Raw genomic sequence first — 24,885 nt, 5'->3', positions numbered from 1 at the left:
GCCGCCATAACGTCAGAGCAACACGATTTTCGTGAACAGTTACACCAGATATTCGCATTTAAATCAATCAGCTAAACGATCTAATCACATTCATTACAAAACAAACTGCTCTAATTGTATCTATAATGCCTTCTACAAATAGTCTACGCCCTCTTAACCCACCTGATTTCCAGTTAGGTTGTTTTCTATATACCGTTTCACATCACCTGCCTCGAAGTGTTCCGCGATATCTAAACAATCAATAGCTCTTTTAGAGAAAGATGTGCCAACCGGTGCCGTATACGTTTTTTTTCAATCTCCACCGTGTTCAATCATTTTTTTGAACAGTTTTAGCTCATTAAGTTCTGAAGCCAACATTAATGGCGTGTAACGCATGCCATTTTTAACAACTTCAACGTTTGGATTCGCACCAGCATTTAATAGGATTCTAGCAATGTGACGCACAGATGAAGTCTTGGGAAACCGTGCCTGAACATATTCAAATATAGCGTCCATCACAGCAAGAAACTTGGGGTCCAGCTGTTGAGCGCTCAAATGAGAACTTAATTCTGCGTTGAATGGTGAATTCATCCCTACGAATAAGGGCCTAAGTTGGTTCACTGCCTCTTCACTTGGCACCGCCATAAGTTTTTCCCTAAACTGCTTAGGATTCTTGGTCATTGCCAGCATACCCAAACATGCATACAGCGGCGTTTGATATTCAATGCTCCCCTTCAGATCGATAGTGATTTCCTTGTTCATCGATAGCAGCTTTTTCACTACGTCTGGACGACCACTCTCAACCGCGGCAAACAAAGGAAAGCTCATTTTTCGTGTAGAGACTGTATTTAGAGTTTTCTCACTGTGCGCATACTCTGAGACAAGATTGAAAATTGAGTCGTCAAGTAGAGACGTCGGCTCACTAAAATCAATATTCGCTAAAGCAATCAATAGCGGGGACTCGCCCACTTCCGAAAGAGCATTAACGCTTGCACCTGAATTAAGCAGCTCTTCAACTTTCTCAACGTCGTTATTTAAACAAGCATAGATAAGTGGTGTCGTCTTTCGCTTAGCTCCCCCTTCCAGACCAATTTCAATTTTCTTTCGCTTAGAGTCAGCGTGATCGTAAGAGTCGATATCTTCTAGAACATAACCGACTTTTTGCTTGTATACCGACCATTTAATTCCTGGGTAACAATGTTCATCAGGGAAATAGCGCTTAAATTCAGTGCGATAAGCCTCCACTTCGTTGTTAGCTAGAACCTGGTATTTTCCTGAACCTTCTTCCAGGTACCTTGCTGGCATCAGCTCATTGAAAAAGTAAATTTGTGCCGTTTTTAATCTCTTGAGAAAAACTAAATCTGGCCTAGCTTGGTGAGCGGCGACCAACAATGACTCTTTGATGATCTCTCCTAGCACTGCTTTTGAATGCTCCCGATACAAAGCCGCTGTAAACGCTTGCTGATAGTACTCGTTCGCTTCGGTTAGCTCCCCAGACCAAATCGAATGCCTAGCTTTGTACCAAAGTAGATAATGATCAGCCTCTATCTCGCTAGGAAGCCCTTCTATCGCCCGCTCCAAATTTGCTAACCGCTTTTCAAACTCGTTCTTGTGAGACACAGACTTTGATGTATAACTGACTGCCTCGTACCACTGTTTCAATGAACTGACCTGTTCACAGAACTCATGATGGTTTGTACTGTCATTCTTGTTAGCATGCAGAAAGGTTTTTGCATGTGAAAGTGATACGTTAGTAAACGTCGAACATGATTGTATATAGCGAACAAAACGCGAGCTAATGATACCCCACTTTATCATTCTCCATGATTCGTCCGATAAAGCGTGATCAGCTGCACTATCCATCCCCATCACAAAACGAAAAGAAGGTAGTTCAGTTCCATTCCACCACATTCGTAAGCGGTCCTTCATATCCTTGTCATCGAAACAGCTTTGAAGTAATGGAAGCATATCCGGATTAAATAAGGTTAGCTCCATGTCATCTGGCAGACAGAGAGCTTCCTCTTCATTCAAAAAGCAGCTCAGCACAAGGTTTTCAAAAAACTGGGTGCGCTCAAACAGTTCATTCGCCTGCTCAACAGAAAGAGAATCCAATGGATAGTTTTTCATCCAATCAGCATAACGTTTGAGTAAGTTAGACAAAAAGTTTTCAACTCTCGCTGAAATCTCGTCATCAAAGGTTTGTCTTATTGGGTTCAGAATGTTCAACGACAATATCGCGTGATACTTGTCGATGCTCAATTCTTCTACTTTGCAGCTATCATCAAGTTGCTTCGCAGCACGCCTGCTGTCATCTTCGTCACTAGCTGTTTTTACATCAAATGCAATAGCGACTTCTCGCAGTAAGCACTGAATAGTGGGATACGGCTTAGCTCGTTTTTTGTGAAGCAGCTTCATTGCTGATTATCCTTAGAATGTCTTTCTTGAAGTTAATGTAAGCCCGTCGGTCACTGGGAGTGGAAGGTATGGTTATACGTTTACCTAAAGGTGATAACAATGCAATATGTTTGGTACCACGGACAGCTGTCCAGCAGCTCAATTTCACTAATGAAAGTACAAACTTATTGATATCCTTATCTTTGCTCATTCTTCGCATATAAACTCCTTCATAGGGCCGTAAACCGACCCTATGCCAAAATTAGTTATTTAGAACGCTTATCTACGACACTCTGGGCTTTGGCTGCAAAGCTGCCTTTAGGAGTTTTGCCTCCGTTGGCTTTCGCCGTGGTTGACTGTATGCGGCGAACATCAGTTTGCGTTAAAGGTTTCTTAGATTCCGTCATGGTATAGCTCCTGGTTGATTAAGACAGTTACATCTTAGTAATCAGGACTATAAAAATCGGCGAGGTGATTGGAGAGAATATTTTTAGATTGTTATTTACTCTTAGGGCCTTCCTGTAATTCAAAATTCATCGTTGTTGTAAACACTCTTCCATCCACTCATCGACTTCACCTTCCACCCAGGCCACGGCCCTATCCCCTAAGCCAATGGATTTGGGAAACTCATCATCATTCATCTTACGGTAAATAGCTGAACGGCTAAGTGCGGTCTTTTGCATTACTTCTTTTAGTTTTAGAAATCTCATGGGACATCCTCCTATGCTGTGTGTTCCCATGGGATTGACTGACACGTAGAAAAATACCGTTTTTATCTCCAACTATTTACCTATTGAATTTTGCAGATTAAGTGAACCAACTAATTTCCAATCATCAAACACGTCCCAAGGCATTAAGATCCGATGACCACACAAAAGCAATCACTTGTTGGCTGAGCCAACAAGTGATTCATTATCGTTATAACTGGCCATTCACCACTGCGAGAGCGTATCTATAAGCGGCATTTTTTCCTGCGGAGCAAGCAGCGACTTTTCTCACCTCAACTTGCTTATCTTTACTTCGTTTATCCACTAACTCCCAAAGGTCTTGATGAGCTATCGGCTTTTTATTGGCTTTACGCCAATTTCGACGTTTCCAACCATCAAGCCAGTCATTAAAACCATCAACGCAATAGTCACTGCTTGAATAAATAGTATCGCCATCACAAGCACACTCTAGCCCAAAAGCAAGTGCTGATAACTCTGCGTAATTACGGTCTACGATGCTATCAAGGAACAACCAGTCTTCATCCGTTATTCTTTCATAGTCATCGAATACAACCAGCCCTACCCCAGCAGAGAGTCGTCCTCTTCGCTTCTCTGCGGTGGCTGCTTCTACATAAATTTCTTTGTTCATTTTTTTACTCTCCAGAGACTACAAAGCCGATACATCCTTTGCACCAGCTGATTGTGTTAATTGTTCATTCGTCGCTTTATTGCGGTTGCTACATAACAACGGCAAGAGAGTTATTTTTTACCTGTCTCTGGAAATACTCCTCCTTCACACTCCAATTCAAAATGTTCTCAGATATATTTCATCAGTACGCATAATCAAACAGATGATCCAAGGAGCTCTTATGCGTAACTCTAACAACCAACACGACTACCCATTTAAAACCTCAGAGTTGAATGAACTGCTAGAACGTGCAGCCGAAGCACTGGCTGCAAAATACAAACGAGAAGGCACCTTCACTAACCCCACCAATGTTAAAAAGTACTTAAAGCTCAAGTTAGGGGCTCACGACCGCGAAGTATTTGCTGTGATGTTTCTTGATAACCAACATCAGTTGATCAGTTTTGAAGAACTGTTCTTTGGCACCATTGATGCGGCCTCAATCTATCCACGTGAAGTACTCAAGGCTGCACTAAACCACAATGCTGCTGCGGTGGTTTTTGCTCACAACCACCCTTCAGGTATTGCCGAGCCCTCTCAGGCTGATAGACGCATTACGCGGAGGCTAGTGGATGCACTAAAGCTGGTGGATATCCGAGTATTGGACCACATCGTTGTGGGTGAGAATTGTGTGTCATTTGCAGAAAAGGGGTGGGTATGAATAAGTTTTTTATCTCAGGGCTAAATGATGAACTCGTTAGTCCCATGCATTGTTTTCTTGAAGCACTTATGTCTGAAAACGTCATCCCGAATACAGTCGAGCGGGTAGCGTTAAACATACGCTCTAAAGATATCAATAGTCGCTTTCAGCCAATCGAAATTCAATTGGAGCGAACATCAAGCAAAACACCTTGGCAACTTCGCTTTATTGCCACCTTTGATGTGATGGTTACTGGTAAGCCACAAAAAGAGTTATCGCTGTATTTCAACTTCGCGAGGTGTTGGTTCTATCACCCAGAGATTAAGCAGTGCAACTTACAACGGCCAGAAGTACAAGCCTTACTTGCTAGTTGGCTTAAAACCATCACTCACACTCTCATCACGCAACCTGCTATCTCAATCAACATCACATCCGTTCGTTAATCCTAACTTACTTCAAAGAGGTCCCTATGAATCAAGCTGCCAATCTGGCTCTATTCGCATGCAAGCGTGCCAAACCTTCACATCAATTGAAAGACCTAATCAAACGCTCTATTGATGATGTTAATTACCGAGGAAAAATGACCATCCGTTTTCAAGATTCAAGCTACCACCCAAAAGACGGCGGCTTTCACCCTGTCTCTATTACGGTGGATGTCAAAGATAGCCATATCGCGCTTATTGAAATCACTGACCTTGTTTATGTGGAAACCGGTACACCAGAGCTCGTTCCTGACTTGGCTTTTGATTTTGCTAACAACGTCGCTTTCGCTCGTTTCAGCGGATGGCTTGGTATGTACCTGCAAGAAACAACCGAGCTATATGAAATGTGGGAGTGTAACTTTCTAGCTTATGTAGAAATGAACGCCTACGACCAAGTTCAGGTTGAGTACAGTTAATCATCACTCGTAGCAACCCTATCCACTACCCGTCCCGCTCCACTTCATATCACAAACATTCAACATAACCACCAGCACAGAGCCAAAACGAGCCTGCTTCCCATATTGTTAAAACGGGAAGCTTCCATCCCTTATACAGTAAGGGTTCTTTAATATCGTCGGCTCTGTGCTTCCCAAAACACCTGACTACAGACAAAAAAGGAAGCAGACTATGGCTGAGGTCCAAGCAATCGAAGACGATGACACGATACGTATGGTTGGTCATCTATTGAGTATTCGTTGTCATCCACAAATGACCGATGCGTGGCATATCGGATTAAACTTAGCACTGCGAATTTCTGATTTGTTGTCGATTAGATTTGAAGACATTCATCAGGACCGACTCATTATTCGTGAAAGTAAAACGGGCAAAATAGCCAACATTCAACTCAATACCAAAGCGCAGCAGCACATTGCTAGATTAAGAGAGCAACATCCCGACCACATCTACTTGTTTCAATCCCACAGATGCCAACAACTGAAAAACACCCCCCCCCAGCCAATCTCGCGACGCGCTGTGTCAATGGCATTTCAGCAAGTAGGCCAAGAGCTGAATATCGCTTTAGGTACTCACTCGATGAGAAAGACGCAAGGCTACTTTCCTTTACCAATCCACAAAGGATATAGGCCGTGTCATGAAAATGCTTCGTCACACATCTGGAGGCGTGACGCTTCGCTATATCGGCATCACTCAAGATGAAGTCGATCAAGATTTTGTTTCTCTTGAACTTTAAGAATGAACATTTCGTGAGGGGGCGGGAGCGACGATCCCTTATAAACATTGAGCTCAGAGGTTATTGAAACCGCAATATTAAGTAAGTCATTCGATATTGGATTAAGAATTAACAGAAGAACTCTTCAACACCAACATTCAATAAAAAACCACGTTCATACCATAAGCCCTGAGATCAGAACTCAGGGCTTTTTTATTGCAGGCTCATAATGAATCCACTAAAAATACTAGGAGCCCTAGGGCTAACTCAATTAGGGAGAAGTCTTGCAGACAATCTCTTTCATACAACTCAGGCTCCAGAAAGAGGCAGCATTGTGTATTGCGATCTCGCATTTGGTTCTGCTGAACATTCAGGTGTCTACGTGGGAGATGGGCATATCATCCATCGCAATAGGAAAGGTCTTATCGAAGCCGTATCGATTCGTCAGTTTCTAGCAGACACTACAGCCATTTCCATTTATATCAGTTGCAATGTACAAGGTAGTGCCGTTGGGAGTGAGTCTTGTGCTCAAATAGCAGAAAGCATGTTAGGCGTACAAACAGGCTATTCCCTGCTAAATGAAAACTGCCATCAGTTCTGTAGCCACTGTCTAGACGATGACATGTTCTCAAGCACCTTCACATTGACTCAGCTTAAGCGTGACGCTCGTGTGCACATTCAAGCCAGTCAGTGGCGTGTATGGGACTTAAAACATCGTCACAAAGGTTAAGGGGATTCACTCCCCCCTTTTTCGCATTCTAAAGACCTTAGTTACATCTAACGGTTACTTCGGCCTATACAGCGATGACCTTCATCATAATGCTTCGTGGCATACTTGGCAAAATAGCTGAGCCTATGAAATAAGTCTTTAAATTCTTTAATAATATCATTGCTCTTTCGATCTAGGAGATAACAAGCATTGTCAGGGAAGTGTACAAGACGGCGGATAGTGCCAACATCACAATTCAGTGCACTGGCCCAAGCACTAGTGATAGTCCATGCTAGAGAGCCTAGTCTTGTAGTATTGCCCAGCCTCCCAAAACGATCTTCATTCAAGAATAAGACAAAGTGATAGTGGTCATGTTCCGATTTATCACGCTCTCTAACCCACACGAACCTAACGGTACAAGGATAAACTCTTACCCCTTTTCGGTGACACCTTCGTTCATGCGCCTTAATTTTGGCCTTGAACGACTGAACAAATCGAGTAGCTAAATCTGTACGTTGAATGCCTAAAGCATCATTACCCAAGATTTCATCACGGCTAAGACAGTCAATCAAATCACCTTTGGGTTGACGAAGGTCAAACCTAACAGCAAAAACCCTCGGGTACTCATCCATAGCATTGTCCATTGGCACACGGATAACTTCTAAGTAATCGTTATTAAGCTCATAGGATGAGCCTAATGTTGGTAGTCCTTGGTAGGTAGATTTCTTCATGAGATTGATTCCTGTGTTGTTCATCTACAGGATTCTCTTCTCACATATTTTTTTACCTTATAACCTAACCTACTTAAGGTAGGTATAACCCTCCGAGGTGGTTCCTTTACCTACATATACTAACCATACCGTCACTTAAAATTGGCTTGTTACTAGGTCACAAACCAGTTCTGACAACACCCCATCTGTCGCACAAAGTATGAAATTCACTCTCAAGTTATCCATTTTTATGTACATTTTTCCTGTTCAATTCCAGTTACTACAAGGATTCAAATTTGAAAATCAATGAAAATATATACAATTAATTCACTTAAAAACAACTAAAATCTCACTATTAAAACACTAATAAATCACCATAAACAACCAATAAATTACGAAAAACACTACACAGTAATAATAAAAATGCTATACATTGAGGACCATTAATATAAATAACGTCACATATCAACTATGGCTTTTTATGCACCTATAGAACCGTTAACGGCTCACTCAACCCGTGAATGCAATTTCTATATCAACTACTTGAGTAATGCGATTAAAGGTTCAAATTTTAAAACGGTAGAGAGCTTCGAAACCGTACAAGAATGCTTAAAGTCTCTGAACCAGGAAATTTCATATCAGAAGACAATAGGGAACATCAGTTATAGCCAGATAAAACAAATGCAGGCTGAGTTCCAAAAGGATCAGCTAAATAGCGAAGGTTTTTTGTGGCTAGATAAGTCAGATGAGCGTCTTTGTAACTGGGTTTGGTGCTACTTAAAGTCTAAAAGTGGTAAACGTAGAAGACGTAATAGACCTAAAGCAGGCTCCGACACAGGTGTAGGGTTTGGCTTAAACCTAGATATCATTGATTTAGACCTAGAAACAAAGCCTCGTTACGGACAGTTATGTGCACAATCCTTCAGAAACACGAGCAATAACCTTCATGATAGACGAAAGGATATCGTTGAGAGTTTTCATCATTCTGAGTTAAGTCTTCTTGAGCAAAAGAGAATAATTGAAGCACTATTAACTGAATGGAAGATTATTCTTGATGATAGACGCATTGTTAACTGGTTTAGTAAAAACAACGCCGAACAGTTCGTTTGGGCATGGTCATACATCGAAAAGTTTGATCACCAACTAGTTCAAGAAGTTTGGATTCCAACCAATGATCATGACCTTAAAAATACCGCCATCGCCTTATTTGATATGTTACACGATAGACCAGATCGAAAGGCGCTAATCATTGGGGGGATGAAACGGGCCTGGAGTCAAAAAAAATTCCGAGACAAAGACAAGAAAGAGGGAAAGAAAGCCTACAGCATTAGCATGACAGAGAAAACTAAGCAAAAACTTGATAGCTTAGCTGAACATAAAGGGCTGAAGATCAACGAAACCATAGAAATACTCATTAGAAATGAGTTTGAAAAGCTATGAGACACAAAGCTACCATATGGTGGTTAAAGTGGTGGTTATTGCTCAACACCACAACCCATTAAACAAAATAAACCATTGATTAATAATAACTTTAAATACACAGCCAACATTCAGGTCCAAAATGGAGAGTTATTCACTCTCCATCACATCACGAATCAACGACTAACTATCCTATCAAGAATCCAGTCTTGAACCTCACTTTCTCCCCAAGCGACAGCTCTGTCACCAATAGGCACCTGTGATGGAAACTGCTGTTTTTCTATAGAGCGATACATTCCCGACCTTGATAAGCCAGTCATAACTAGTACTTCATTGAGACGAATTAAACGAGCGGTTACGTTTGACATATTGATACCTTACAAGTGAATGGATTTCACTTAAATGACATATGTCTGAAATTATTTAGGTTATATGCACCATAGAAAAGCCTTACCCTATACCTATACCTATACCCAGCCTCTAAATTCAGTAAAGGCAACTTGTGACGCCGTAACATAAATTTACTGAGTTCAAATTACATACACCTGTTAACCCACAACCTTAAGGCTCTTCTTACCACTCATCGACAAGCTTCCCTTTGCAGCTTCTTCAATGTGATCACTCCACCACGCCATGAGAACTTTACGACGTTCAAGGTAATCAGTACGGTTGTATGCGCTTCTTACCTTATCTCTATCTACATGAGAAAGTGCAGCTTCAATAATGTCTGGATCAAAATTCTGTTCATTTAGAGTGGTACTGGCTAATGCGCGTAAACCGTGAGAAGTTTGCCTGCCCTTCATGCCCATTCTTACTAATGCTTTATTTGCAGTCTCTTTGTTGATGTGATTGTTGTTACTTTTGTCTGCCGGGAAAAGGAATTCACTATCCCCTGTAATGAAATCAATCGTTTCTAATAGGTCTAAAGTTTGTTTTGTTAAAGGAACAGTGTGTACTCTTCCCTTTTTCATTCGTTCAGCAGGAATGATCCAAAGCATATTTTCTCTATCAATTTCATCCCAACGTGCCCCGGCCGTTTCAGCAGGTCTTGTCATGGTGTGAAGTTGCCATTCTAGCAAGCAGCGAGTGATAGGTTTAATTGACGCGTAGTTGATTGTTTTGAGGAGTTCAGGAAGTTCATCAGGAGTTAACGAAGCTTGATTGGTCACCTTAGCTGTTTCAAAGGCTTTACCAATGCCTGCGAGCTTGTTGTGCTCAATCACACCAGTATTTACTGCAAAGGTCATTATCTCATTGAGGTTGCGACACAAGCGCCCTACTGTTTCTAATTTACCTTGGTTCGCAATGGGTTTAATTGTTTTGATCGCTTGAGGGGCTGTTATATCACCAAGAGGAAACTTACCTAGGTCAGGTAAGAGGTACTTCTCAATACGTTGCTTTAATTTCTTAGCCGTTTGCTCTTTGACGCTTGTTTTCTTAACTTCAATCCAGTCATCAAATACTGCTTGCAATGTGTTTGATAGCTCGAGCTGCTTTGTTCTAAGCGTATTATCACGATGCTCTTTAGGATCAATACCGTCTGCAAGAAGCTCTCTTGCCTCAATCGCTTTAGTTCTTGCTTTGGCTAGGGAGATATCAGGGTACTTACCTAAGGCTAGGTTCAAGCGCTTTCGTGAGATAGGGTGATAATAAGAAAAACGCCATAGTTTTGTTCCTATAGGCTTAATCTTCAATGATAATCCATCACCGTCACCCAAATTATATTCTTTCTCTTTAGGCTTTGCTTGTTTGATTTGAGTAGCCGTTAAAGGCTGTACCTTTTTCGCCATCGTAACCCCCTGAAGTAACCTCGAAATTGCTTAGATCTTAAAAGACTACTTCAGAGATTACTTTAAACGGTGGATTTTACAACACATCATGGGATCTCTTGGGACCAAGAAATAGCTAAGATTCTGATAAAACAAGGAATTACAGGCACAAAAAAGCCCACACTAGGTGGGCTTTCTTTTTGAATTTGGTGCCCGCTACTGGACTCGAACCAGTGACACCTTGCATGTCATGCAAGTACTCTAACCAACTGAGCTAAGCGGGCAATGCTGTGAAACTTAACTAACCATTTCATTAAGCGGCTAATGCTTCAGAACGAGATGGATAATAGCGAGTGATTTGGATGCGTGCAAGGATAAATTTGCACAAAACTGTTCGTTTGCTTTTAAAAACATCAATCAGAATAAAATTTAAACACAAAGTAGATCAATGGCTTGAAGTAGGTCACATTTAAGTTCAACTTCGATGATTACAGACATCAGCATGCTTCGTGTCTTTTATCCCTTTACTGAGCACTTTGGCGCGCGATATTAGTTAGAATCATCGTCCATGTCGAACACGACATTGTAGTTCTCGGTATAAGTACAGTTAGGTTGACGGCTACATGTGAAGAAGCGTCGGCCTTTATAGTCGCCATGGCTTGCCAGTTTGATGATCATAGGGCTGCTACATTTCTTACAGAATCGAACTTCTTTAGATGGCTCGATCAAATCAATGTGTGCTGCCAGTAACCTCTTCAAACGGCTCACTTGATAACTGTGCTTAATTGAAGCGCCAATAAGTGGAAGGCCTGCCGATTTACAAACGTGCATCAATAGCTTCTCGCGATCAACCTTTCCTTTATTAAGCTCTTTCCCATTGTCCAATTCGATGATTACGCGTGGCTCTAACGTTCGAGGGTCGCACACTACAAAGTCAAAATAACTACGTGATATTTTGTTGTTCGCGATAAACCAATTCTTTTTATTATTTGCCTTAGCAGGGATAACAACGTTAGACATGCTCACTTTAGCAAATACTTCCCCATGGTTACCCACAGCAGATTTAAGCGCGTTATAGAATGTCGCTTGTTGCGCCGACATTAACGAGCCTTTCTTCTGATAAGCATGATCTTTGGTGTCATCATTTTTTACTAGATAGTTTTGAATAAAGTAAAAGAACACAACTAGAACAATTACAACGATAAAGATATTAGTCATTTTCCAACACAATCACATTTGTATAGGGATTAAGAGAGTGGTTAGCGTATGTAGAAAAGCGTCACGTGGCAAGCAAAAGAAGCAGAGCTGCGAATTGGAATCATGACCTTTGAACGCTTTAATCGTCAGAGGCGGTCTCTTTATCGGCTTCGACAGTTCAAGACGCACATCTCCTATTTAATAATCAAATCATCAATTACATATTAAATTGATTCAGATCAAATCGCACCAAGTTGTGACCAACTAGCATTAAAAACGTTAGGCAAATGTTAATAGGGAAATTACTATGGAACTCAAACAAGACCCAAGATGTTATACCGATGTGTGTGTCGATGGTAAGTGGTTCCATTATGACCACTGTGGAACTCAAGCTTATATGTTAAAAGGTGGCGCTTCAGCAGTCATTGAGCTCGCTCGCGAACCAGCCACAGAAGGCGAACTGGTTGAAATGTTAGAAGGTATCGCTAAGTAAGACTCTTAACAAATAACATAAAAACTAAGCGAATAGGAGTTGATAACACTCCTATTCGCTTAGGTTCATTTAAGCTGTATTGCGTACTAAGCTGATTTCAATTGTTCGTCTGGATATTGGGTACCAGTAAGCAGTAAAACGAACTCTTCCCCACCCCATCGAGCCAACACATCGTTTATTGATAGCACTCTCCCTATACGCTTAGCAACCTTCAAGACAACCGACACATATGTAGATTAAAATTCTAAATACGAGTCGATCCGAGTAGTATTTTTCTCATGAATTAGAGTAATCAGATAATTTTCTTGATTTAACTCAGACAATGATTCTGTAAAAAGGCGTTATAGTGATTTTCCTGTTCCAGCCTCCGTCACTTCTTTAGAAACAGCGGAGCAAAATGAGAATTAACAATGACCCAAATTAATGAACAACGTCTTGTAGAACATTTCTGCGATCTAGTGAAAATTGATAGTGAATCTCGTAACGAAAAAGCGATTGCTGAAGCTTTGGCTGAGCAACTCGGTGAACTGGGTTTTGAAGTTCACAAACTGACGGTTCCTGAAGAAGTGTCTAACGGTTTCAACATCTACGCTCGTCTAGATGGCACTCTTCCAGGTAGCACAGTGTTCAGCTGCCACATGGACACAGTAACGCCAGGTATCGGCATTGAGCCAATCATCGAAGACGGTATCATACGTTCAAAAGGCAACACTATTCTAGGTGGCGACGACAAGTCTGGTATCGCAGCTATCATGGAAGCAGTTCGCGTAATTAAAGCGGAAGGCAAAGAACACAAAACTATTGAGATTGCATTTACTGTATTCGAAGAAGGCGGTCTGTTCGGTTCTTTGAACTTTGATATGTCTTACATTCAATCTGAGCACGCTATCGTTCTAGATACAGGCGGTCCAATTGGCACCATCGTCAATGCGGCACCGGGTCAGCAGAAGATTGTTGCCAACATCAAAGGTCGCCCTGCTCACGCAGGTTTAGCACCAGAAGAAGGCATCAGCGCAATTCAAGTGGCTGCAGACGCAATCACTAAGATGAATCTACTTCGTATCGATGAAGAAACTACGGCAAACGTCGGTATTGTTGAAGGCGGTCTAGCGACTAACATCGTAATGCCAGAGCTTAAAGTCGTGGCTGAAGCTCGCTCTCTAAACGGCGAAAAGCTAACAGCTCAAGTTGAGCACATGATCTCTACATTCCAAGAGAGTGCAAAACAGTTCGGCGCTGAAGTAGAAATCGAATCTACTCGTGCTTACGATGCATTCGTTATCGCAGACGATCACCCGCACATTCTTTCTATTAAATCCGCATTCGAGAAGCTTGGCGTAACGGCGAACACCAAACGCACTGGTGGCGGTAGTGATGCGAACAACTTCAACGCAAAAGGTCTAACAACGGTTAACCTTTCTACAGGTATGGCGAAAGTTCACACCACTGAAGAGTACATTGCAGTGAAAGACATGGTCGCAATCACTGAGTTTGTTGTGGCTTACGTGACGCAATAATCTAATCCATTAGTTAGGTAGTCACTTCTATCTAGCACAATGAAAAAAGCCGAGTTCACGTGTAACGTGTGACTCGGCTTTTTTGTTGTCTTAATTTAGACAGAAGTTTTAACCTAAAAACCCCTACGCTTCCAAAATTGGCCTTCGTCTTTTGCAACAAGGTCGAATGTCTTATCGGCAATGATGTTGCCTTTTAGCTCGACCGTCATGCGCCATTTACCAAGCTTATTTGAGACTGGCGCCCAGATGGTGTCACCTAAGTAGAAATCCCAGTCGTTGTTACCGACATGCTCTTCACCATCGAACGGTTCGAGCACTTCGCCAGTGTCGGTGGTGATGTTCGGGTGATAGATGCAGTAGCGGATCTTTTCACCTTTGGCTTTTTTGATATTCAGGATATAGCCAAATTCCACGTCGATTTCAGCATCAACAATAGTGGTGAACTCTTGGATTTTTGGAAGGTCTTTAGATTTAGAATCCCATGTGGAATAAATACCATAAGAAGTCATATCGACCACAACAGAGCGCTTTGCCATTTCAATCGTTACCTTGGAGTTGTTCTATTAATTTAATTCTATTTGCCATTCAGACAACCTGGATAAACACGAGGCTATTCTTGCCAGTCTTTCGCCATACGCTTAATCACAGACGGTTCGATGTCGTGAATACTGCCATATTGCTCTCGGCACACTTCGATAATCAATTCTGCTTTGTATTTACGCGCAAGTTGGCGGTAAGCCTTCATTTCCCAATGCTTAATAAAGGTATTCGAAACAACAACATCTAGCCCTTGCTTTAGGCCATTTTCCGTCGTGTTCTGACACCACTCATGCGCTTGCTGCAATTGCCTAGGATCAAAACAGTACTCACCTTGTTCCTTCACGTAATACATATCCGCTTCGACATGTAATGCATCGTAGGTCTTTGCTTTTGTTGATTTACCCGAGCCAGGTAGCCCTCGAATGAGTATTAACTTCATCTGTCACTTTACAGGCTAATTCGAAAACATGAGTTTATCGTAAATGCGAACTGCTTGCTCTGATAACTGCCTAGTTCTACATAACAGAACCAAGCACTTATGCATTACTCGGGTAGTCGTTGAACATTATAAGACTCCCTCGACGTCGGAAGGTGGCTTCTGATAGAAAACACAAATAATTTACATCTATCCATTTTGGATATCGACAAGCGTATCAAACTACTATAGATTTAGATGTATAGACGTCTACATATCTAGCTTAGGGAGAAAGCTTTGCCTATTCGCATTCCAGACCAATTGCCAGCATCTGATGTTCTTCGTGAAGAAAACATCTTTATTATGCCGTTATCAAGAGCATCGACACAGGAAATTCGTCCACTTCGAGTCTTGATCCTCAACCTGATGCCGAAGAAGATTGAAACTGAAACTCAATTCTTACGCCTACTATCGAATAGCCCATTGCAAGTCGATGTAGAGCTGCTGCGTATTGATGACCGTCCAAGCAAAAATACACCAACAGAACACCTTGATAACTTCTATCGCCAATTTGAAATGGTCAAAGGGAGAAACTTTGATGGATTGATCATCACTGGCGCGCCACTTGGCTTGGTTCAATTTGAAGACGTTATCTACTGGGATCATCTAAAAACCATCATGGAATGGGCAAACAAGCATGTGACCTCAACCTTGTATGTGTGTTGGGCAGCTCAAGCTGGCTTAAAGCTCTTGTATGATTTACCAAAGCGTACTCGTAAAGATAAGCTTTCTGGAGTTTACAACCACGAGATCCATAACCCGTACCACCCAATTTTACGTGGCTTCGACGATACCTTCTTGGCACCGCACTCTCGCTATGCTGATTTCTCTCAGGAATACTTAGCCGAGCATACTGACCTTGATGTTCTTGCGACTTCTGATGTGGCGGGCGTATACCTAGCAGCGACTAAAGATAAGCGAAACGTGTTTGTAACCGGTCACCCGGAATACGACTCGCATACACTTCACAACGAATACATTCGTGATTTAGGTGAAGGCATGGAGCCAGTGATACCAATCAACTACTACCCGAACAACAATCCAGACAACAAGCCTGTTGCAAGCTGGCGTAGTCATGGACACTTGTTGTTCTCTAACTGGTTAAACTACTGCGTTTACCAACAAACGCCTTACGATCTGGATCATTTCAGCGAAGACAACTTTACCAAAGACGATTAAGTTCTTTCTTCCGATTCACAAATACATAAAGCCGTGTTCCATAGGTCGTTGATAAAACGCCAAATTGGACACGGTTTTTTTATGGTGTTTGGGTCGCATTCCATAATCGATCTAACACTTAAGTGTGTTCAATTTCATATCATAGGTTTGTGTTCAAAAGGAGCTGCACATGCCTAACAAGTCGCTATCACCAAAATCCACCCTGATATCTCATCTCACGCTACTCGCCTCTGTTTCTCTGGTAGGTTGTGTTTCTGTAACCGAAGGGCCACCAAAAATGGAAAGTGACCCAATTGCGATGTCTCAATCACGTATAGAATTGGGGTTGGGCTACATGGGACAAGGTAATATGGTCAAAGCACGTGAAAATCTAGAGCTCGCTATCAAACACGCTCCTAGTTATTACCGCGCCCAACTTTCGATGGCACATTACTACGAACAAGTTGGCGAAGTAGATGAAGCAAGAACCACTTACCGCAAAGCACTCAGTCTCGATTCAAGAAACGGCAATGTATTGAATAACTACGGTACGTTCTTGTGTAAACAAGGCGAATACGAGCAAGCTGATATATACTTCAACCGCGCAATTGACCAACCCTATTATTATCTAGTATCTGCCAGTTATGAGAATGCGGCTTTTTGCGCGTTTAAAGCTGGTAATACTGACCAAGCAAAATACTACTTCACACGTGCTATTGACCACGACCCGAATCGCGCAAAATCAATACTACAGCTATCAAAAATTGAAGTGAGTAACGCCGATTACAACGACGCTAGGCTTCGCTTATTCAAATTCCACCAGCGTTATGGCTACCAAATTCCATCACTTCAAATTTTAATTGAACTCGAAAGAAAAGCAGGAAATAGTGCACTAGAAAAGAAATATCAGAGTAAGTTAGATGAGTTGCTTTCTGCTTAGCGCATATGAAAAACACAAAAAACGGGCTTGTTGCGTTAACAACAAGCCCGTACGTAATTTCAACTTAATGTCTTAACTCAGTGCAGCCGCTATTTTAGCGCAATCCACTCTTGTCTTTGATCGTCGTCCATAAAGGTCCATGCGATAAAGCGACTCACCTTCTGGCCTTGCGACATCTCAACCACTTTTACTTGTTTAGCTCGTAGCTTACCCAATTCTGAACGAATCATATCAACGTTGTCTTTCTTAGAAATCAATGTCGTAAACCACAATACTTGAGTAGCAAAAAGCTGGCTCTCTCTCGCCATTTTCATAATGAAAGCAGCTTCGCCACCCGGACACCAAAGTTCAGATTTTTGGCCACCAAAGTTTAAGGTCGGTTTCTCTTGCTTAATTGGTTTATTTTGCGTAGTTGATTTATCTAACTTAACTGGCTTCTTATTCATCTCTGGCTTGAATGACTTGCCCGCTTTCTTAGCTCGGTTTGCCGCTAGATTATCTAGTTTGCGTTGTGATCCCTTTTCCGCCTCTTCTAGAGAACTATGGAATGGAGGGTTACAAATAGTGACATCGTAACGTTCATTATCCTTAATCACGCCCTTAAAGATAGATTCAGAATCCGCTTGTAGACGAGCTCGGATCTTACCTTTTAGATTAGCGTTACTTTCAGCAATGAAGTTTGCTGTTTTGATAGATACTGAATCGACATCAGTTCCCGTGCAGCGCCACTTATATTCTGTCGCACCAATAATTGGGTAGATACAGTTTGCACCCACACCGATATCTAATGCTTTCACAGACGCGTGGTTATAAGGTTCACCTTGGCCATCGCTATTAAGGATGTCTGCCACTCTGTGAATGTAGTCTGCACGGCCAGGAATTGGCGGACACAAGTAACCAGCAGGAATATCCCAATGCTTAACGCCATAGTGATGCGCCAGTAAAGCTTTGTTAAGTAACTTAACGGCCAGTGGATCAGAGAAATTAACGGTGTCTTCGCCCGCCGGGTTCTTGATCAGATGTTCTTTTAGCTCAGGCAAGGCTGCAACCAATAACTCAAAGTCGTAGCGACCTGTGTGTTGGTTTCTTGGGTGTAATCCACCTTGAGGCTTCTCAGTCGAACGTCTTTTCTGTGCTGCATTCTTGTTAAATGCAGTTTTATTGAAAGATGCCTTATTCGATGGCCCTTTATTCGCGCCCGGCTTGCCTTTGCTATCTTTTACAAAAGGTCGCTTTGCTTTGTTTTTACCAGCGCCTTTTGAAGCCGTACTCTTTCGGTTTTTATCTGATGTGTTCTTTGAAGAAATACGCTTGTCGCTGCTTGGCTTAACATCACCTTGCTTGCGGTTACCTTGCGTACTATTACCTTGAGTACGGTTACCTTCGTTAGCTTGGTTATCTTTTGTTTTTGCCGCGGAGGTACTGTTTTTCGACAGGCTTAGCGTCGTTCTATTTTGTGATTGGCTCATTGGGCTACTTCTTTAAATCTAAATACATCATGAATAAACGGGCATCCAACTCAAGTTGATGATATTCCGGTTCCATGTGACAGCATAGTTGGTAAAAGGCTTTGTCGTGCTCTTTCTCTTTGATGTGCGCCAGTTCGTGTACCACCAGCATTCTCAGCAAAGGTTCTGGTGCATTTTTAAAAACACTGGCGATACGAATCTCATTCTTCGATTTGATTTTTCCACCGTGATTCTTCGCCACGTAAGAGTGCAGACCTAATGCATTATTAATTAGGTGTATCTTGCCGTCATAAATCACTTTACTGATCGGTGGTGTTTTTTTCATATAGCGATTTTTAATCTCAATCGCATAGTCAAACAGGGCTTTCTCGCTTTTTATTTCATGATTCTTTGGGTAGCGAGCTTCAAACCACGGCACCAATTTCCCCGATTCAACAAGTTGAGTTACCGGGTCGAGTATGTGCTTCGGGTAGCCTTGGATATAGCGTAAAGAAGGATGCATGCTGAAAGACCGTACAAGTTACACCACGACATTACGTTGTGGTCTTGAAAATTGAGCCGCATAGTGTAACTGATCACACTTTTCTAATCACCTAAGATTCGTTACACTTTAGCGAGATTCACCAAGAGCTAGACTCAAAAAGAGATTGTAAAAATGAAACGTGTTGTATTGTACGTCGCAGACAAATGCCCGCACTGTAAAGATGCACAGCGCTATTTGGATTCAAAGAAAATTGTTTACCGCCTAACGAATGCAAAGATGCAGCGTGGCCGTAAAGAGTTACAAGCGATGGGGGCTCGCTCTATCCCCGTACTTAAAATCGGCGACCAGGTGATGGTCGGCTGGAATCAGAAGAACTTCGATAAGATGTATAACTCAAAGAGTACCTAAGTGCTCTAAGCCAATAATACTTCTATATAATAAAGCCCGAATGTCCAATCTAGGATATTCGGGCTTTGTTGTTCTATACCATTCTAAATCACACGTAGCGCTTAACGAAATCAATAAAGGTTCGGTCTGCCTTCGACAAGTACCCTTCCTTTCTCCAAGCCAAAGATAGATTCAGTTTTACAGGATCTTTAAATGGCACCCCCACGACGTCTTCTTCATATTCTGTGACCAAACTCAGTAGCGCAGTAATGGCAAACTCTCGTTTTACGATAGAAAGAATCATTGGCAATAAATTGGTTTCAAAGGCTATGGTCATATCGAGGTTGTATTTTTTGCAGGTCGCATCGATGAAGTCGCGGTGGAAATAACCCGATTTAAACATGACCAGCTCTTGAGCAAAGAATTCTTCAAAGGTCATCGAAGGCTGCTGTGCTAACGGATGCTCCTTACCGACAACGGCGACCATATCAGAACTCAACAAGTGGTCGGTTTCGAAAGCATCCGGGACATTTTCATGGTTGATTACGCCAATATCGAGTTCGCCGTTTAATAGCATCTCCCTAATCGATTCAGTACCCGCATCAATCAAGGTCAACTTAAGGTTTGGGTATTGGCTTTTAAATGCCATAACAACTTGCGGGAAAAAGTAGCTGCCCATCATGCTTGGAGCACCTAATCGCACCTCACCTTTTTCTAAACCCTTTAACTCATTCATCGCGAGTTGAGCATCATCGAACTGTTGGGCGATTCGCTTGGCATGCTCAAACAATACCTTTCCCTCTTCCGTTAAGGTGACGGATTTATCTCCGCGACGAAATAGAATCAACTCAAGCATTTGTTCTAGTTTTTTAATGGAGATACTCAATGCAGGCTGCGCGATATGCAGCGCTTTAGCGGCCTGAGTGAAGTTACCAAACTGCGCGACAGCCAGAAAATGTCGAAGTGGTTTTGATTCAAGCATGGCGATATACTAAATATATAGAGGCGATATTTTTAATATATTTCTTTAATCACCCTTGTGCTGATAACTTGTTCACAAATAGCTTATTAACTCGTGCAGGCACAACGTAAATGTTTGATAAAGGCAGCCCTCAATACAAACGAATCACCCAATCATTGGCGATTGGTTCGTTCATCATTTTCTGTAACCTTTATCTCTTTCAGCCTATCTTGCCGCACATGGCCGAGCACTTCCAAGTATCTGAAACTCAAATCAACTGGCTGTTTGCCGCGACAACACTTGGGCTTTCCATCAGTTTGGTGCCTTGGGCAATCGCATCTGAAACCTTTGGCCGAAAGCCCATCATTCTGTTCAGTCTGTTCGCTATTCCTTTGATTGGATTGAGCATGGTGTTCACGACCACTCTACTACAACTTGTTATTGTCAGAGCATTCATGGGGATCGCCGTTGCTGCTTTTGCAGGCGTGGCGGTTGCCTATATGGTCGAAGAGTTATCTCCCAAAGCATTCGCAGTCGCGATCGGCGGTTATATTGCGGCTAACTCATTAGGTGGCATCTTCGGTCGTGTATTGGGTGGCTTGATTACGGACTATTTCGACTGGCATGCAACAGTTCTGTTTTTCGTTGTCGGCTCTTTGCTTGGCGCACTCTATATTGCGTATAGTCTGCCTGACCAGCAAAACTTCAAACCACAGAAAGGGCTGTTCTTTCATCATAACCGCTCGGTAGTGATGCATTTAAGAAACCGTACCTTGTGGCTCGCGATGTTGATTGGTGGCGCTAACTTTGCCCTGTTCGTTAACTTGTATTCAGTAATGGGCTTCAGGCTAGTATCTGCGCCTCACTCGGTACCCGTTGGTTTAGCTTCGCTGATATTCCTATGTTACTTGGCCGGTACGGTAACCTCTAAGCTCTCCAACAAATGGACACTTCGCTTTGATCCGTTAAACGGTATATTGATGGGCGTTTGTATCAGCTTAATTGGTATGTTGGTTTCTGCCGTCGACAAAGTCCCGTTCATGCTAGCTGGGTTGTTATTGATCAGTGGCGGCGCATTCTTCGCCCATACCTTAGCCTATTCTTGGGTAAGTCAAAAAGCACCAAGCGCGAAAGCAACGGCAACCGCACTTTACTTAGTCCACTATTACATAGGCGGGAGCTTAGGTGGTTTCTTACTCTTATATTGCTGGCAGTTGTTCGGTTGGAATGGTGTTATCGCCGGTGGTTCTATCTTCTATGTTGCGATATTTGCTTGGGTCTATCAGTTGAAACAGCTTCAAGTCTCAGCCTCTAAACTTGCACAAGCATAAGTGGGATGGATTTTGTAACTCAATTATTGCTTTTGATTAACGTCCGTTCTGATATCCTACGCAAAATTTCATTTCGGAACCTGTTATGTCGAACACTCAAGGCTCAGATCTTCAAACCATCCATGACCAAGTAAAACAGTGGTTAGACGATGTCGTTATTGGCCTAAACCTGTGTCCATTCGCAGCCAAGCCACAACGTAATAAACAGATTAAGATCTTTGTGAGTGAAGCGAATACGGAAGAAGCGTTATTGGGAGACATCATGACGCATTTTGTAGAGTTAGATAACACGCCAGTCGCGGAATTAGAGACGACGTTGGTGGTTGTACCTAACATGCTGCAAGATTTCTTCGACTACAACATGTTCATTGATTGGATTGAAGCCTTGATCAAGCAAGAAGGTTGGGAAGGCGTTTACCAAGTGGCAACTTTCCACCCAGACTATTGCTTTGGTGGTGCGGATCCAGAAGACGATGAAAACCTAACAAACCGCTCTCCGTACCCGGTTTACCATTTGATTCGTGAAGCGAGTATGGAAAAGGTGTTAAAGCACTACCCTAATCCTGAAGCGATTCCTGATACCAACATCGCGAGAGTTGAATCTTTAACACCCGAAGAGCGTCGTAAGTTGTTCCCTTATCTATTCAGTTAAGAACTAACCTTTGAGCTTTAAGAGCTGACAGCTTCAACTTACGAGTCTGAGTGTTCTTGATGATATGGGCGAGATATAAACTGATCTCGTCCATTTTGTTTAGCCATGTACAGGCATTCATCGGCAACTTTGATTAGCGAGTCTAATGCCGACATTCTCTCCCCTTTGCTATCTCCAGCGCTCAACTCAAAATGACACGCACCAATTGATATGGTGATAGGCTTACTATCTAGTGTGATTTTCTTCATTTCTTGTAAAAGAGTCATGAACTTATCTTCAACACCACTTGGTGTACTATTTGGATACCAAAGAATGAACTCTTCACCACCAAAGCGAGCTACAAACTCTCCATCTTGAATATTATTGCGCAGAACGTTTGACACTTTCTTTAAAACAACGTCACCCATTTGGTGACCGTAAGTGTCATTAACGACCTTAAAGAAATCGATGTCTACGACGGCTAGTGTCCCTTTACCTAGAGAGCCTTTTAACTGCTCCACTTCTGCATTCAACGTTTTGAACAAGCAACGTCGATTCGGCAAGTGGGTCAGAGGATCGTACAAAGCTTGATATTCAAGTTTTTCATTTAACTCTGTCAATTTACGTTCTTGCTGTCTTCTCACGAGTTCCACTTCGATCCATGACGCCATTAACCGCATAACGTCGATATCGAACTCTTTAAACTCGCGATGATAGGGAGCTGGGCTTGAAAAGTTTAAGGTGCCATAAAGCTCATCATTAACAAAAATTGGGATACCAATATAAGACTCTAACCCAAAAGATTGATAGGCAGGATGTGTCGCATACTTGTCGTGTTTACCACAATATTCAATGCAAATAGGTGCTACAGATTTACAAGTTATCGCACAATAAGTCGACCCAGTATCAAAGATATCGCCACTATTGAGCTCAACCCCTTCCGGTTTGACAGAGTGTTCAACTAAGTAAGTATTACCATCAATTTTCGACAAAATACCAATGTCTAAATTAAAACGTTCAAGCCCCATGATAAGCAGCTGAGCGATCTGAATATCGAACCCTTTTCGGTAATCATTGGTGATTTGATACAAACGACGTATAACAACTTCACTTTCATTAGCTTGGTGCATAACTGTGATCCTACGACGGAGAGCTGATTGGCAATATTACGTGATGGCTTACTGTAAGTTATATAATAATCAATTAGTTTTTATGCAAGATACCTCATTAGACCAATGAATAAAAGTCGACTTTGCGTTAGCACCCTATACCCAGCTTTGATAAAATGCCCCATTAACGAAACAAAATGGATAGGAAAATGAACCTTTCTCAACTAAGCCAAGAAATCTACGATCACCTTTACCGCGACATTGAAGAGTTCCGCAGTACTTTTGATCTGCCTGTTGCTGCTCCTGAAACAATGGACGAAAAAGGCGATACGCTACATACCTCTCTAGCGATCGAAGAACTAACAGAACTTGCAGAAGCTGACTCTAAAATCGAACAAGCGGACGCTATTGTAGACAGCGTGTATGTTTTGATGGGACGTCTGGTTCATCTTGGCCAAGCTAAGGTTGAAGACAACCTAGCAATCAGCTACCTGATCGACCTACTGTTGAATGTTTCTAAAAACCGCTCAATTGACTTCTTACCTTGCTGGGACGAAGTACACTCAAGCAACATGAGCAAAGTATGTCGCAACGAAACTGAATATGCTGAAACAGAAGCTTTCTATGCTGAGCAGAACATCAAACTGATGGCGGTTCAAAAAGGCGAATACATCATCGCTAAGTGTGCGGAAGATTTCGTATCTGAAGGTAAGACAGTTCGCCAAGGTAAGGTACTAAAATCAGTACACTACCGCCCTGCGAACCTTGAGCCACTAACGGCTTAAGTTGCACTGAGTATGAAGCTGTTAAAACGAGCAGCTCACTAAAATAGCAAACGCCACGTTTAAATAACGTGGCGTTTTATTCTCTGTCAGTTAATTCTAACTGTGTTAATCGTAGCTGTGTTCTTATTGTACCCGAGTGTCAGTTGTAGCTTTGTGTTAAATGCAGCTGTGTGTTAATTGTAGCCGAGTGTTAATTGCAGCTAAATGCTATACCAGTCGAGCCATATGATAAGCCGCTACATATTCGCCATTTCTGAAAGCGAACCCTGCAGACTCTCCTTCAATCACGAAGCCAAATTTCTTATACAGGCTGATCGCTCTTTCATTATCGGTGTATACCGTTAACTCCATTCGCTTGATGTTAATCCAGTTATCGCACAAGTCGATCGCTGTCGCGAGCAGTTGACTACCAACGCCTTTGCCTAACACATCGTCTTTAACACCCATACCGAATGAAGCGACATGTCGTCTTCTTGGGTTCACACACACTTCCATTCCCAAGTTGCCAACAATCTCATCATCGATCATCGCGACATAAGAGTACACGTTGTCAGGCATATTAGAGATTCGCTTCTGCCAGCTTTCCAGAGATGGATTAGGGAGTTGCAGCGTACCGGTATAAGCATTAGTGCATTCGTAAACTTCTTTGATTCCCTTTGCATCTGACGGTTCAGACCGTCTCACTATAATACTCATCGCAACTCCTACTATTTTCATCGCTAAATATGAAACACATCCTTAATGTA

General features: G+C 42.2%; 30 protein-coding genes and 1 tRNA gene. 14 read left to right on the top strand and 17 right to left on the bottom strand.

Going from position 1 to position 24,885, the window contains the following annotated elements:
- Positions 1–291: 291 nt before the first annotated feature.
- From K08M4_RS06780 to K08M4_RS06765, 4 genes are all read right to left on the bottom strand, one after another.
- Complete coding sequence (locus tag K08M4_RS06780) at positions 292–2,394, bottom strand: ankyrin repeat domain-containing protein (protein ID WP_086049310.1); 2,103 nt, start codon at positions 2,392–2,394, stop codon at positions 292–294.
- 245 nt (positions 2,395–2,639) lie between these two features.
- Positions 2,640–2,780, bottom strand: a complete 141-nt coding sequence (locus K08M4_RS21950) for a hypothetical protein (RefSeq protein ID WP_132784985.1) — start codon at positions 2,778–2,780, stop codon at positions 2,640–2,642.
- 126 nt (positions 2,781–2,906) lie between these two features.
- Positions 2,907–3,083 carry an AlpA family transcriptional regulator gene (locus K08M4_RS06770; protein WP_065100342.1) on the bottom strand — a complete coding sequence of 59 codons (177 nt, stop codon included), beginning with the start codon at positions 3,081–3,083 and terminating at the stop codon, positions 2,907–2,909.
- 208 nt (positions 3,084–3,291) lie between these two features.
- Positions 3,292–3,729 (bottom strand): RNase H family protein, encoded by a 438-nt coding sequence (locus K08M4_RS06765; protein WP_086049309.1) that lies wholly within the window; start codon positions 3,727–3,729, stop codon positions 3,292–3,294.
- 220 nt (positions 3,730–3,949) lie between these two features.
- Here K08M4_RS06765 and radC point away from each other — a divergent pair, with 220 nt between their 5' ends.
- The 5 genes from radC (at position 3,950) to K08M4_RS06740 (ending at position 6,785) form a co-directional block, all read left to right on the top strand.
- Entirely contained in the window at positions 3,950–4,426 is a 477-nt protein-coding gene (radC, locus tag K08M4_RS06760) for a RadC family protein (protein WP_086049308.1), read from the top strand.
- On the top strand, positions 4,423–4,848 hold the full coding sequence (locus tag K08M4_RS06755) for a DUF2787 family protein (RefSeq protein WP_086049307.1): 426 nt from the start codon (positions 4,423–4,425) through the stop codon (positions 4,846–4,848). The genes radC and K08M4_RS06755 overlap by 4 nt, the downstream gene beginning before the upstream one ends.
- A gap of 26 nt (positions 4,849–4,874) precedes the next feature.
- The gene (locus K08M4_RS06750) at positions 4,875–5,303 is read left to right on the top strand and encodes a DUF2787 family protein (protein WP_086049306.1); all 429 of its coding nucleotides are present in this window, start codon (positions 4,875–4,877) and stop codon (positions 5,301–5,303) included.
- Between the two features lie 211 nt (positions 5,304–5,514).
- Positions 5,515–6,042: a tyrosine-type recombinase/integrase gene (locus K08M4_RS06745; RefSeq protein ID WP_232460227.1), complete on the top strand. Its 528-nt coding sequence runs from the start codon at positions 5,515–5,517 to the stop codon at positions 6,040–6,042.
- 242 nt (positions 6,043–6,284) lie between these two features.
- Complete coding sequence (locus tag K08M4_RS06740; protein ID WP_086049305.1) at positions 6,285–6,785, top strand: lecithin retinol acyltransferase family protein; 501 nt, start codon at positions 6,285–6,287, stop codon at positions 6,783–6,785.
- A gap of 47 nt (positions 6,786–6,832) precedes the next feature.
- On the opposite strand, the gene K08M4_RS06735 is transcribed toward K08M4_RS06740, so the two are convergent.
- Entirely contained in the window at positions 6,833–7,495 is a 663-nt protein-coding gene (locus tag K08M4_RS06735; RefSeq protein WP_086049304.1) for an inovirus Gp2 family protein, read from the bottom strand.
- A 450-nt stretch (positions 7,496–7,945) separates the two neighbouring features.
- On the opposite strand from K08M4_RS06735, the gene K08M4_RS06730 reads away from it, so the two are divergent.
- A complete protein-coding gene (locus tag K08M4_RS06730) occupies positions 7,946–8,914 on the top strand; it encodes a hypothetical protein (RefSeq protein WP_086049303.1) in 969 nt (322 codons plus the stop codon).
- A 155-nt stretch (positions 8,915–9,069) separates the two neighbouring features.
- Here K08M4_RS06730 and K08M4_RS06725 read toward each other — a convergent pair whose 3' ends face one another.
- From K08M4_RS06725 to K08M4_RS06710, 4 genes are all read right to left on the bottom strand, one after another.
- Positions 9,070–9,261, bottom strand: a complete 192-nt coding sequence (locus K08M4_RS06725; RefSeq protein WP_086049302.1) for a helix-turn-helix transcriptional regulator — start codon at positions 9,259–9,261, stop codon at positions 9,070–9,072.
- 180 nt (positions 9,262–9,441) lie between these two features.
- Complete coding sequence (locus tag K08M4_RS06720; protein WP_086049301.1) at positions 9,442–10,683, bottom strand: integrase domain-containing protein; 1,242 nt, start codon at positions 10,681–10,683, stop codon at positions 9,442–9,444.
- Between the two features lie 186 nt (positions 10,684–10,869).
- Positions 10,870–10,946, bottom strand: a tRNA-Val gene (locus K08M4_RS06715).
- A 265-nt stretch (positions 10,947–11,211) separates the two neighbouring features.
- Complete coding sequence (locus tag K08M4_RS06710) at positions 11,212–11,880, bottom strand: DUF2726 domain-containing protein (RefSeq protein WP_086049300.1); 669 nt, start codon at positions 11,878–11,880, stop codon at positions 11,212–11,214.
- A 286-nt stretch (positions 11,881–12,166) separates the two neighbouring features.
- On the opposite strand from K08M4_RS06710, the gene K08M4_RS06705 reads away from it, so the two are divergent.
- Positions 12,167–12,352: a hypothetical protein gene (locus K08M4_RS06705; protein WP_086049299.1), complete on the top strand. Its 186-nt coding sequence runs from the start codon at positions 12,167–12,169 to the stop codon at positions 12,350–12,352.
- Between the two features lie 86 nt (positions 12,353–12,438).
- Here the strand turns inward: K08M4_RS06705 and K08M4_RS22400 are convergent, their stop codons facing one another.
- Positions 12,439–12,579, bottom strand: a complete 141-nt coding sequence (locus K08M4_RS22400; RefSeq protein ID WP_086049298.1) for a diguanylate cyclase domain-containing protein — start codon at positions 12,577–12,579, stop codon at positions 12,439–12,441.
- Between the two features lie 183 nt (positions 12,580–12,762).
- Here K08M4_RS22400 and K08M4_RS06695 point away from each other — a divergent pair, with 183 nt between their 5' ends.
- Positions 12,763–13,869 carry a M20/M25/M40 family metallo-hydrolase gene (locus tag K08M4_RS06695; protein WP_086049297.1) on the top strand — a complete coding sequence of 369 codons (1,107 nt, stop codon included), beginning with the start codon at positions 12,763–12,765 and terminating at the stop codon, positions 13,867–13,869.
- A gap of 113 nt (positions 13,870–13,982) precedes the next feature.
- Here K08M4_RS06695 and K08M4_RS06690 read toward each other — a convergent pair whose 3' ends face one another.
- Together K08M4_RS06690 and K08M4_RS06685 are read right to left on the bottom strand one after the other, a co-directional pair.
- Positions 13,983–14,405 (bottom strand): DUF3859 domain-containing protein, encoded by a 423-nt coding sequence (locus K08M4_RS06690; protein ID WP_065100333.1) that lies wholly within the window; start codon positions 14,403–14,405, stop codon positions 13,983–13,985.
- A gap of 74 nt (positions 14,406–14,479) precedes the next feature.
- Positions 14,480–14,848, bottom strand: a complete 369-nt coding sequence (locus tag K08M4_RS06685; RefSeq protein ID WP_086049296.1) for an ATP-binding protein — start codon at positions 14,846–14,848, stop codon at positions 14,480–14,482.
- Between the two features lie 273 nt (positions 14,849–15,121).
- Between K08M4_RS06685 and metA the strand changes: the two genes are divergently transcribed.
- Together metA and pilW are read left to right on the top strand one after the other, a co-directional pair.
- Positions 15,122–16,063, top strand: a complete 942-nt coding sequence (gene metA / locus K08M4_RS06680) for a homoserine O-acetyltransferase MetA (protein WP_086049295.1) — start codon at positions 15,122–15,124, stop codon at positions 16,061–16,063.
- Positions 16,064–16,232: 169 nt separating this feature from the next.
- Entirely contained in the window at positions 16,233–16,982 is a 750-nt protein-coding gene (gene pilW / locus K08M4_RS06675; RefSeq protein WP_086049294.1) for a type IV pilus biogenesis/stability protein PilW, read from the top strand.
- An 89-nt stretch (positions 16,983–17,071) separates the two neighbouring features.
- Here pilW and rlmF read toward each other — a convergent pair whose 3' ends face one another.
- The gene (gene rlmF / locus K08M4_RS06670; RefSeq protein WP_086049293.1) at positions 17,072–18,451 is read right to left on the bottom strand and encodes a 23S rRNA (adenine(1618)-N(6))-methyltransferase RlmF; all 1,380 of its coding nucleotides are present in this window, start codon (positions 18,449–18,451) and stop codon (positions 17,072–17,074) included.
- 4 nt (positions 18,452–18,455) lie between these two features.
- A complete protein-coding gene (locus K08M4_RS06665) occupies positions 18,456–18,953 on the bottom strand; it encodes a YgjP-like metallopeptidase domain-containing protein (RefSeq protein ID WP_004734935.1) in 498 nt (165 codons plus the stop codon).
- Positions 18,954–19,106: 153 nt separating this feature from the next.
- On the opposite strand from K08M4_RS06665, the gene K08M4_RS06660 reads away from it, so the two are divergent.
- The gene (locus K08M4_RS06660; RefSeq protein WP_012604109.1) at positions 19,107–19,343 is read left to right on the top strand and encodes a glutaredoxin family protein; all 237 of its coding nucleotides are present in this window, start codon (positions 19,107–19,109) and stop codon (positions 19,341–19,343) included.
- Positions 19,344–19,431: 88 nt separating this feature from the next.
- Here K08M4_RS06660 and K08M4_RS06655 read toward each other — a convergent pair whose 3' ends face one another.
- Complete coding sequence (locus tag K08M4_RS06655) at positions 19,432–20,304, bottom strand: LysR family transcriptional regulator (protein ID WP_086049292.1); 873 nt, start codon at positions 20,302–20,304, stop codon at positions 19,432–19,434.
- 110 nt (positions 20,305–20,414) lie between these two features.
- Here K08M4_RS06655 and K08M4_RS06650 point away from each other — a divergent pair, with 110 nt between their 5' ends.
- Both K08M4_RS06650 and K08M4_RS06645 read left to right on the top strand, forming a co-directional pair.
- The gene (locus tag K08M4_RS06650; protein WP_086049291.1) at positions 20,415–21,614 is read left to right on the top strand and encodes an MFS transporter; all 1,200 of its coding nucleotides are present in this window, start codon (positions 20,415–20,417) and stop codon (positions 21,612–21,614) included.
- 85 nt (positions 21,615–21,699) lie between these two features.
- Positions 21,700–22,266, top strand: a complete 567-nt coding sequence (locus tag K08M4_RS06645) for a DUF1415 domain-containing protein (protein ID WP_086049290.1) — start codon at positions 21,700–21,702, stop codon at positions 22,264–22,266.
- Positions 22,267–22,304: 38 nt separating this feature from the next.
- Here the strand turns inward: K08M4_RS06645 and K08M4_RS06640 are convergent, their stop codons facing one another.
- Positions 22,305–23,375 carry a sensor domain-containing diguanylate cyclase gene (locus K08M4_RS06640; RefSeq protein ID WP_086049289.1) on the bottom strand — a complete coding sequence of 357 codons (1,071 nt, stop codon included), beginning with the start codon at positions 23,373–23,375 and terminating at the stop codon, positions 22,305–22,307.
- Positions 23,376–23,563: 188 nt separating this feature from the next.
- Between K08M4_RS06640 and K08M4_RS06635 the strand changes: the two genes are divergently transcribed.
- The gene (locus K08M4_RS06635; protein ID WP_017059167.1) at positions 23,564–24,139 is read left to right on the top strand and encodes a nucleoside triphosphate pyrophosphohydrolase family protein; all 576 of its coding nucleotides are present in this window, start codon (positions 23,564–23,566) and stop codon (positions 24,137–24,139) included.
- Between the two features lie 207 nt (positions 24,140–24,346).
- On the opposite strand, the gene K08M4_RS06630 is transcribed toward K08M4_RS06635, so the two are convergent.
- Positions 24,347–24,835, bottom strand: a complete 489-nt coding sequence (locus K08M4_RS06630) for a GNAT family N-acetyltransferase (RefSeq protein WP_017068284.1) — start codon at positions 24,833–24,835, stop codon at positions 24,347–24,349.
- Between the last annotated feature and the right edge of the window lie 50 nt (positions 24,836–24,885).

This window comes from Vibrio syngnathi, assembly GCF_002119525.1.
Taxonomy (GTDB): domain Bacteria; phylum Pseudomonadota; class Gammaproteobacteria; order Enterobacterales; family Vibrionaceae; genus Vibrio; species Vibrio syngnathi.
Note: the sequence above shows the minus strand (reverse complement) of the source record. Positions and strands in the feature narration are given on the sequence as shown.

Bases quoted from the DNA above. Each gene is read 5' to 3' on its own strand.
- K08M4_RS06780 (WP_086049310.1), bottom strand. From the start codon at position 2,394: ATGAAGCTGCTTCACAAAAAACGAGCTAAGCCGTATCCCACTATTCAG.
- K08M4_RS21950 (WP_132784985.1), bottom strand. From the start codon at position 2,780: ATGACGGAATCTAAGAAACCTTTAACGCAAACTGATGTTCGCCGCATA.
- K08M4_RS06770 (WP_065100342.1), bottom strand. From the start codon at position 3,083: ATGAGATTTCTAAAACTAAAAGAAGTAATGCAAAAGACCGCACTTAGC.
- K08M4_RS06765 (WP_086049309.1), bottom strand. From the start codon at position 3,729: ATGAACAAAGAAATTTATGTAGAAGCAGCCACCGCAGAGAAGCGAAGA.
- radC (WP_086049308.1), top strand. From the start codon at position 3,950: ATGCGTAACTCTAACAACCAACACGACTACCCATTTAAAACCTCAGAG.
- K08M4_RS06755 (WP_086049307.1), top strand. From the start codon at position 4,423: ATGAATAAGTTTTTTATCTCAGGGCTAAATGATGAACTCGTTAGTCCC.
- K08M4_RS06750 (WP_086049306.1), top strand. From the start codon at position 4,875: ATGAATCAAGCTGCCAATCTGGCTCTATTCGCATGCAAGCGTGCCAAA.
- K08M4_RS06745 (WP_232460227.1), top strand. From the start codon at position 5,515: ATGGCTGAGGTCCAAGCAATCGAAGACGATGACACGATACGTATGGTT.
- K08M4_RS06740 (WP_086049305.1), top strand. From the start codon at position 6,285: ATGAATCCACTAAAAATACTAGGAGCCCTAGGGCTAACTCAATTAGGG.
- K08M4_RS06735 (WP_086049304.1), bottom strand. From the start codon at position 7,495: ATGAAGAAATCTACCTACCAAGGACTACCAACATTAGGCTCATCCTAT.
- K08M4_RS06730 (WP_086049303.1), top strand. From the start codon at position 7,946: ATGGCTTTTTATGCACCTATAGAACCGTTAACGGCTCACTCAACCCGT.
- K08M4_RS06725 (WP_086049302.1), bottom strand. From the start codon at position 9,261: ATGTCAAACGTAACCGCTCGTTTAATTCGTCTCAATGAAGTACTAGTT.
- K08M4_RS06720 (WP_086049301.1), bottom strand. From the start codon at position 10,683: ATGGCGAAAAAGGTACAGCCTTTAACGGCTACTCAAATCAAACAAGCA.
- K08M4_RS06710 (WP_086049300.1), bottom strand. From the start codon at position 11,880: ATGACTAATATCTTTATCGTTGTAATTGTTCTAGTTGTGTTCTTTTAC.
- K08M4_RS06705 (WP_086049299.1), top strand. From the start codon at position 12,167: ATGGAACTCAAACAAGACCCAAGATGTTATACCGATGTGTGTGTCGAT.
- K08M4_RS06695 (WP_086049297.1), top strand. From the start codon at position 12,763: ATGACCCAAATTAATGAACAACGTCTTGTAGAACATTTCTGCGATCTA.
- K08M4_RS06690 (WP_065100333.1), bottom strand. From the start codon at position 14,405: ATGGCAAAGCGCTCTGTTGTGGTCGATATGACTTCTTATGGTATTTAT.
- K08M4_RS06685 (WP_086049296.1), bottom strand. From the start codon at position 14,848: ATGAAGTTAATACTCATTCGAGGGCTACCTGGCTCGGGTAAATCAACA.
- pilW (WP_086049294.1), top strand. From the start codon at position 16,233: ATGCCTAACAAGTCGCTATCACCAAAATCCACCCTGATATCTCATCTC.
- rlmF (WP_086049293.1), bottom strand. From the start codon at position 18,451: ATGAGCCAATCACAAAATAGAACGACGCTAAGCCTGTCGAAAAACAGT.
- K08M4_RS06665 (WP_004734935.1), bottom strand. From the start codon at position 18,953: ATGCATCCTTCTTTACGCTATATCCAAGGCTACCCGAAGCACATACTC.
- K08M4_RS06660 (WP_012604109.1), top strand. From the start codon at position 19,107: ATGAAACGTGTTGTATTGTACGTCGCAGACAAATGCCCGCACTGTAAA.
- K08M4_RS06655 (WP_086049292.1), bottom strand. From the start codon at position 20,304: ATGCTTGAATCAAAACCACTTCGACATTTTCTGGCTGTCGCGCAGTTT.
- K08M4_RS06650 (WP_086049291.1), top strand. From the start codon at position 20,415: ATGTTTGATAAAGGCAGCCCTCAATACAAACGAATCACCCAATCATTG.
- K08M4_RS06645 (WP_086049290.1), top strand. From the start codon at position 21,700: ATGTCGAACACTCAAGGCTCAGATCTTCAAACCATCCATGACCAAGTA.
- K08M4_RS06640 (WP_086049289.1), bottom strand. From the start codon at position 23,375: ATGCACCAAGCTAATGAAAGTGAAGTTGTTATACGTCGTTTGTATCAA.
- K08M4_RS06635 (WP_017059167.1), top strand. From the start codon at position 23,564: ATGAACCTTTCTCAACTAAGCCAAGAAATCTACGATCACCTTTACCGC.
- K08M4_RS06630 (WP_017068284.1), bottom strand. From the start codon at position 24,835: ATGAGTATTATAGTGAGACGGTCTGAACCGTCAGATGCAAAGGGAATC.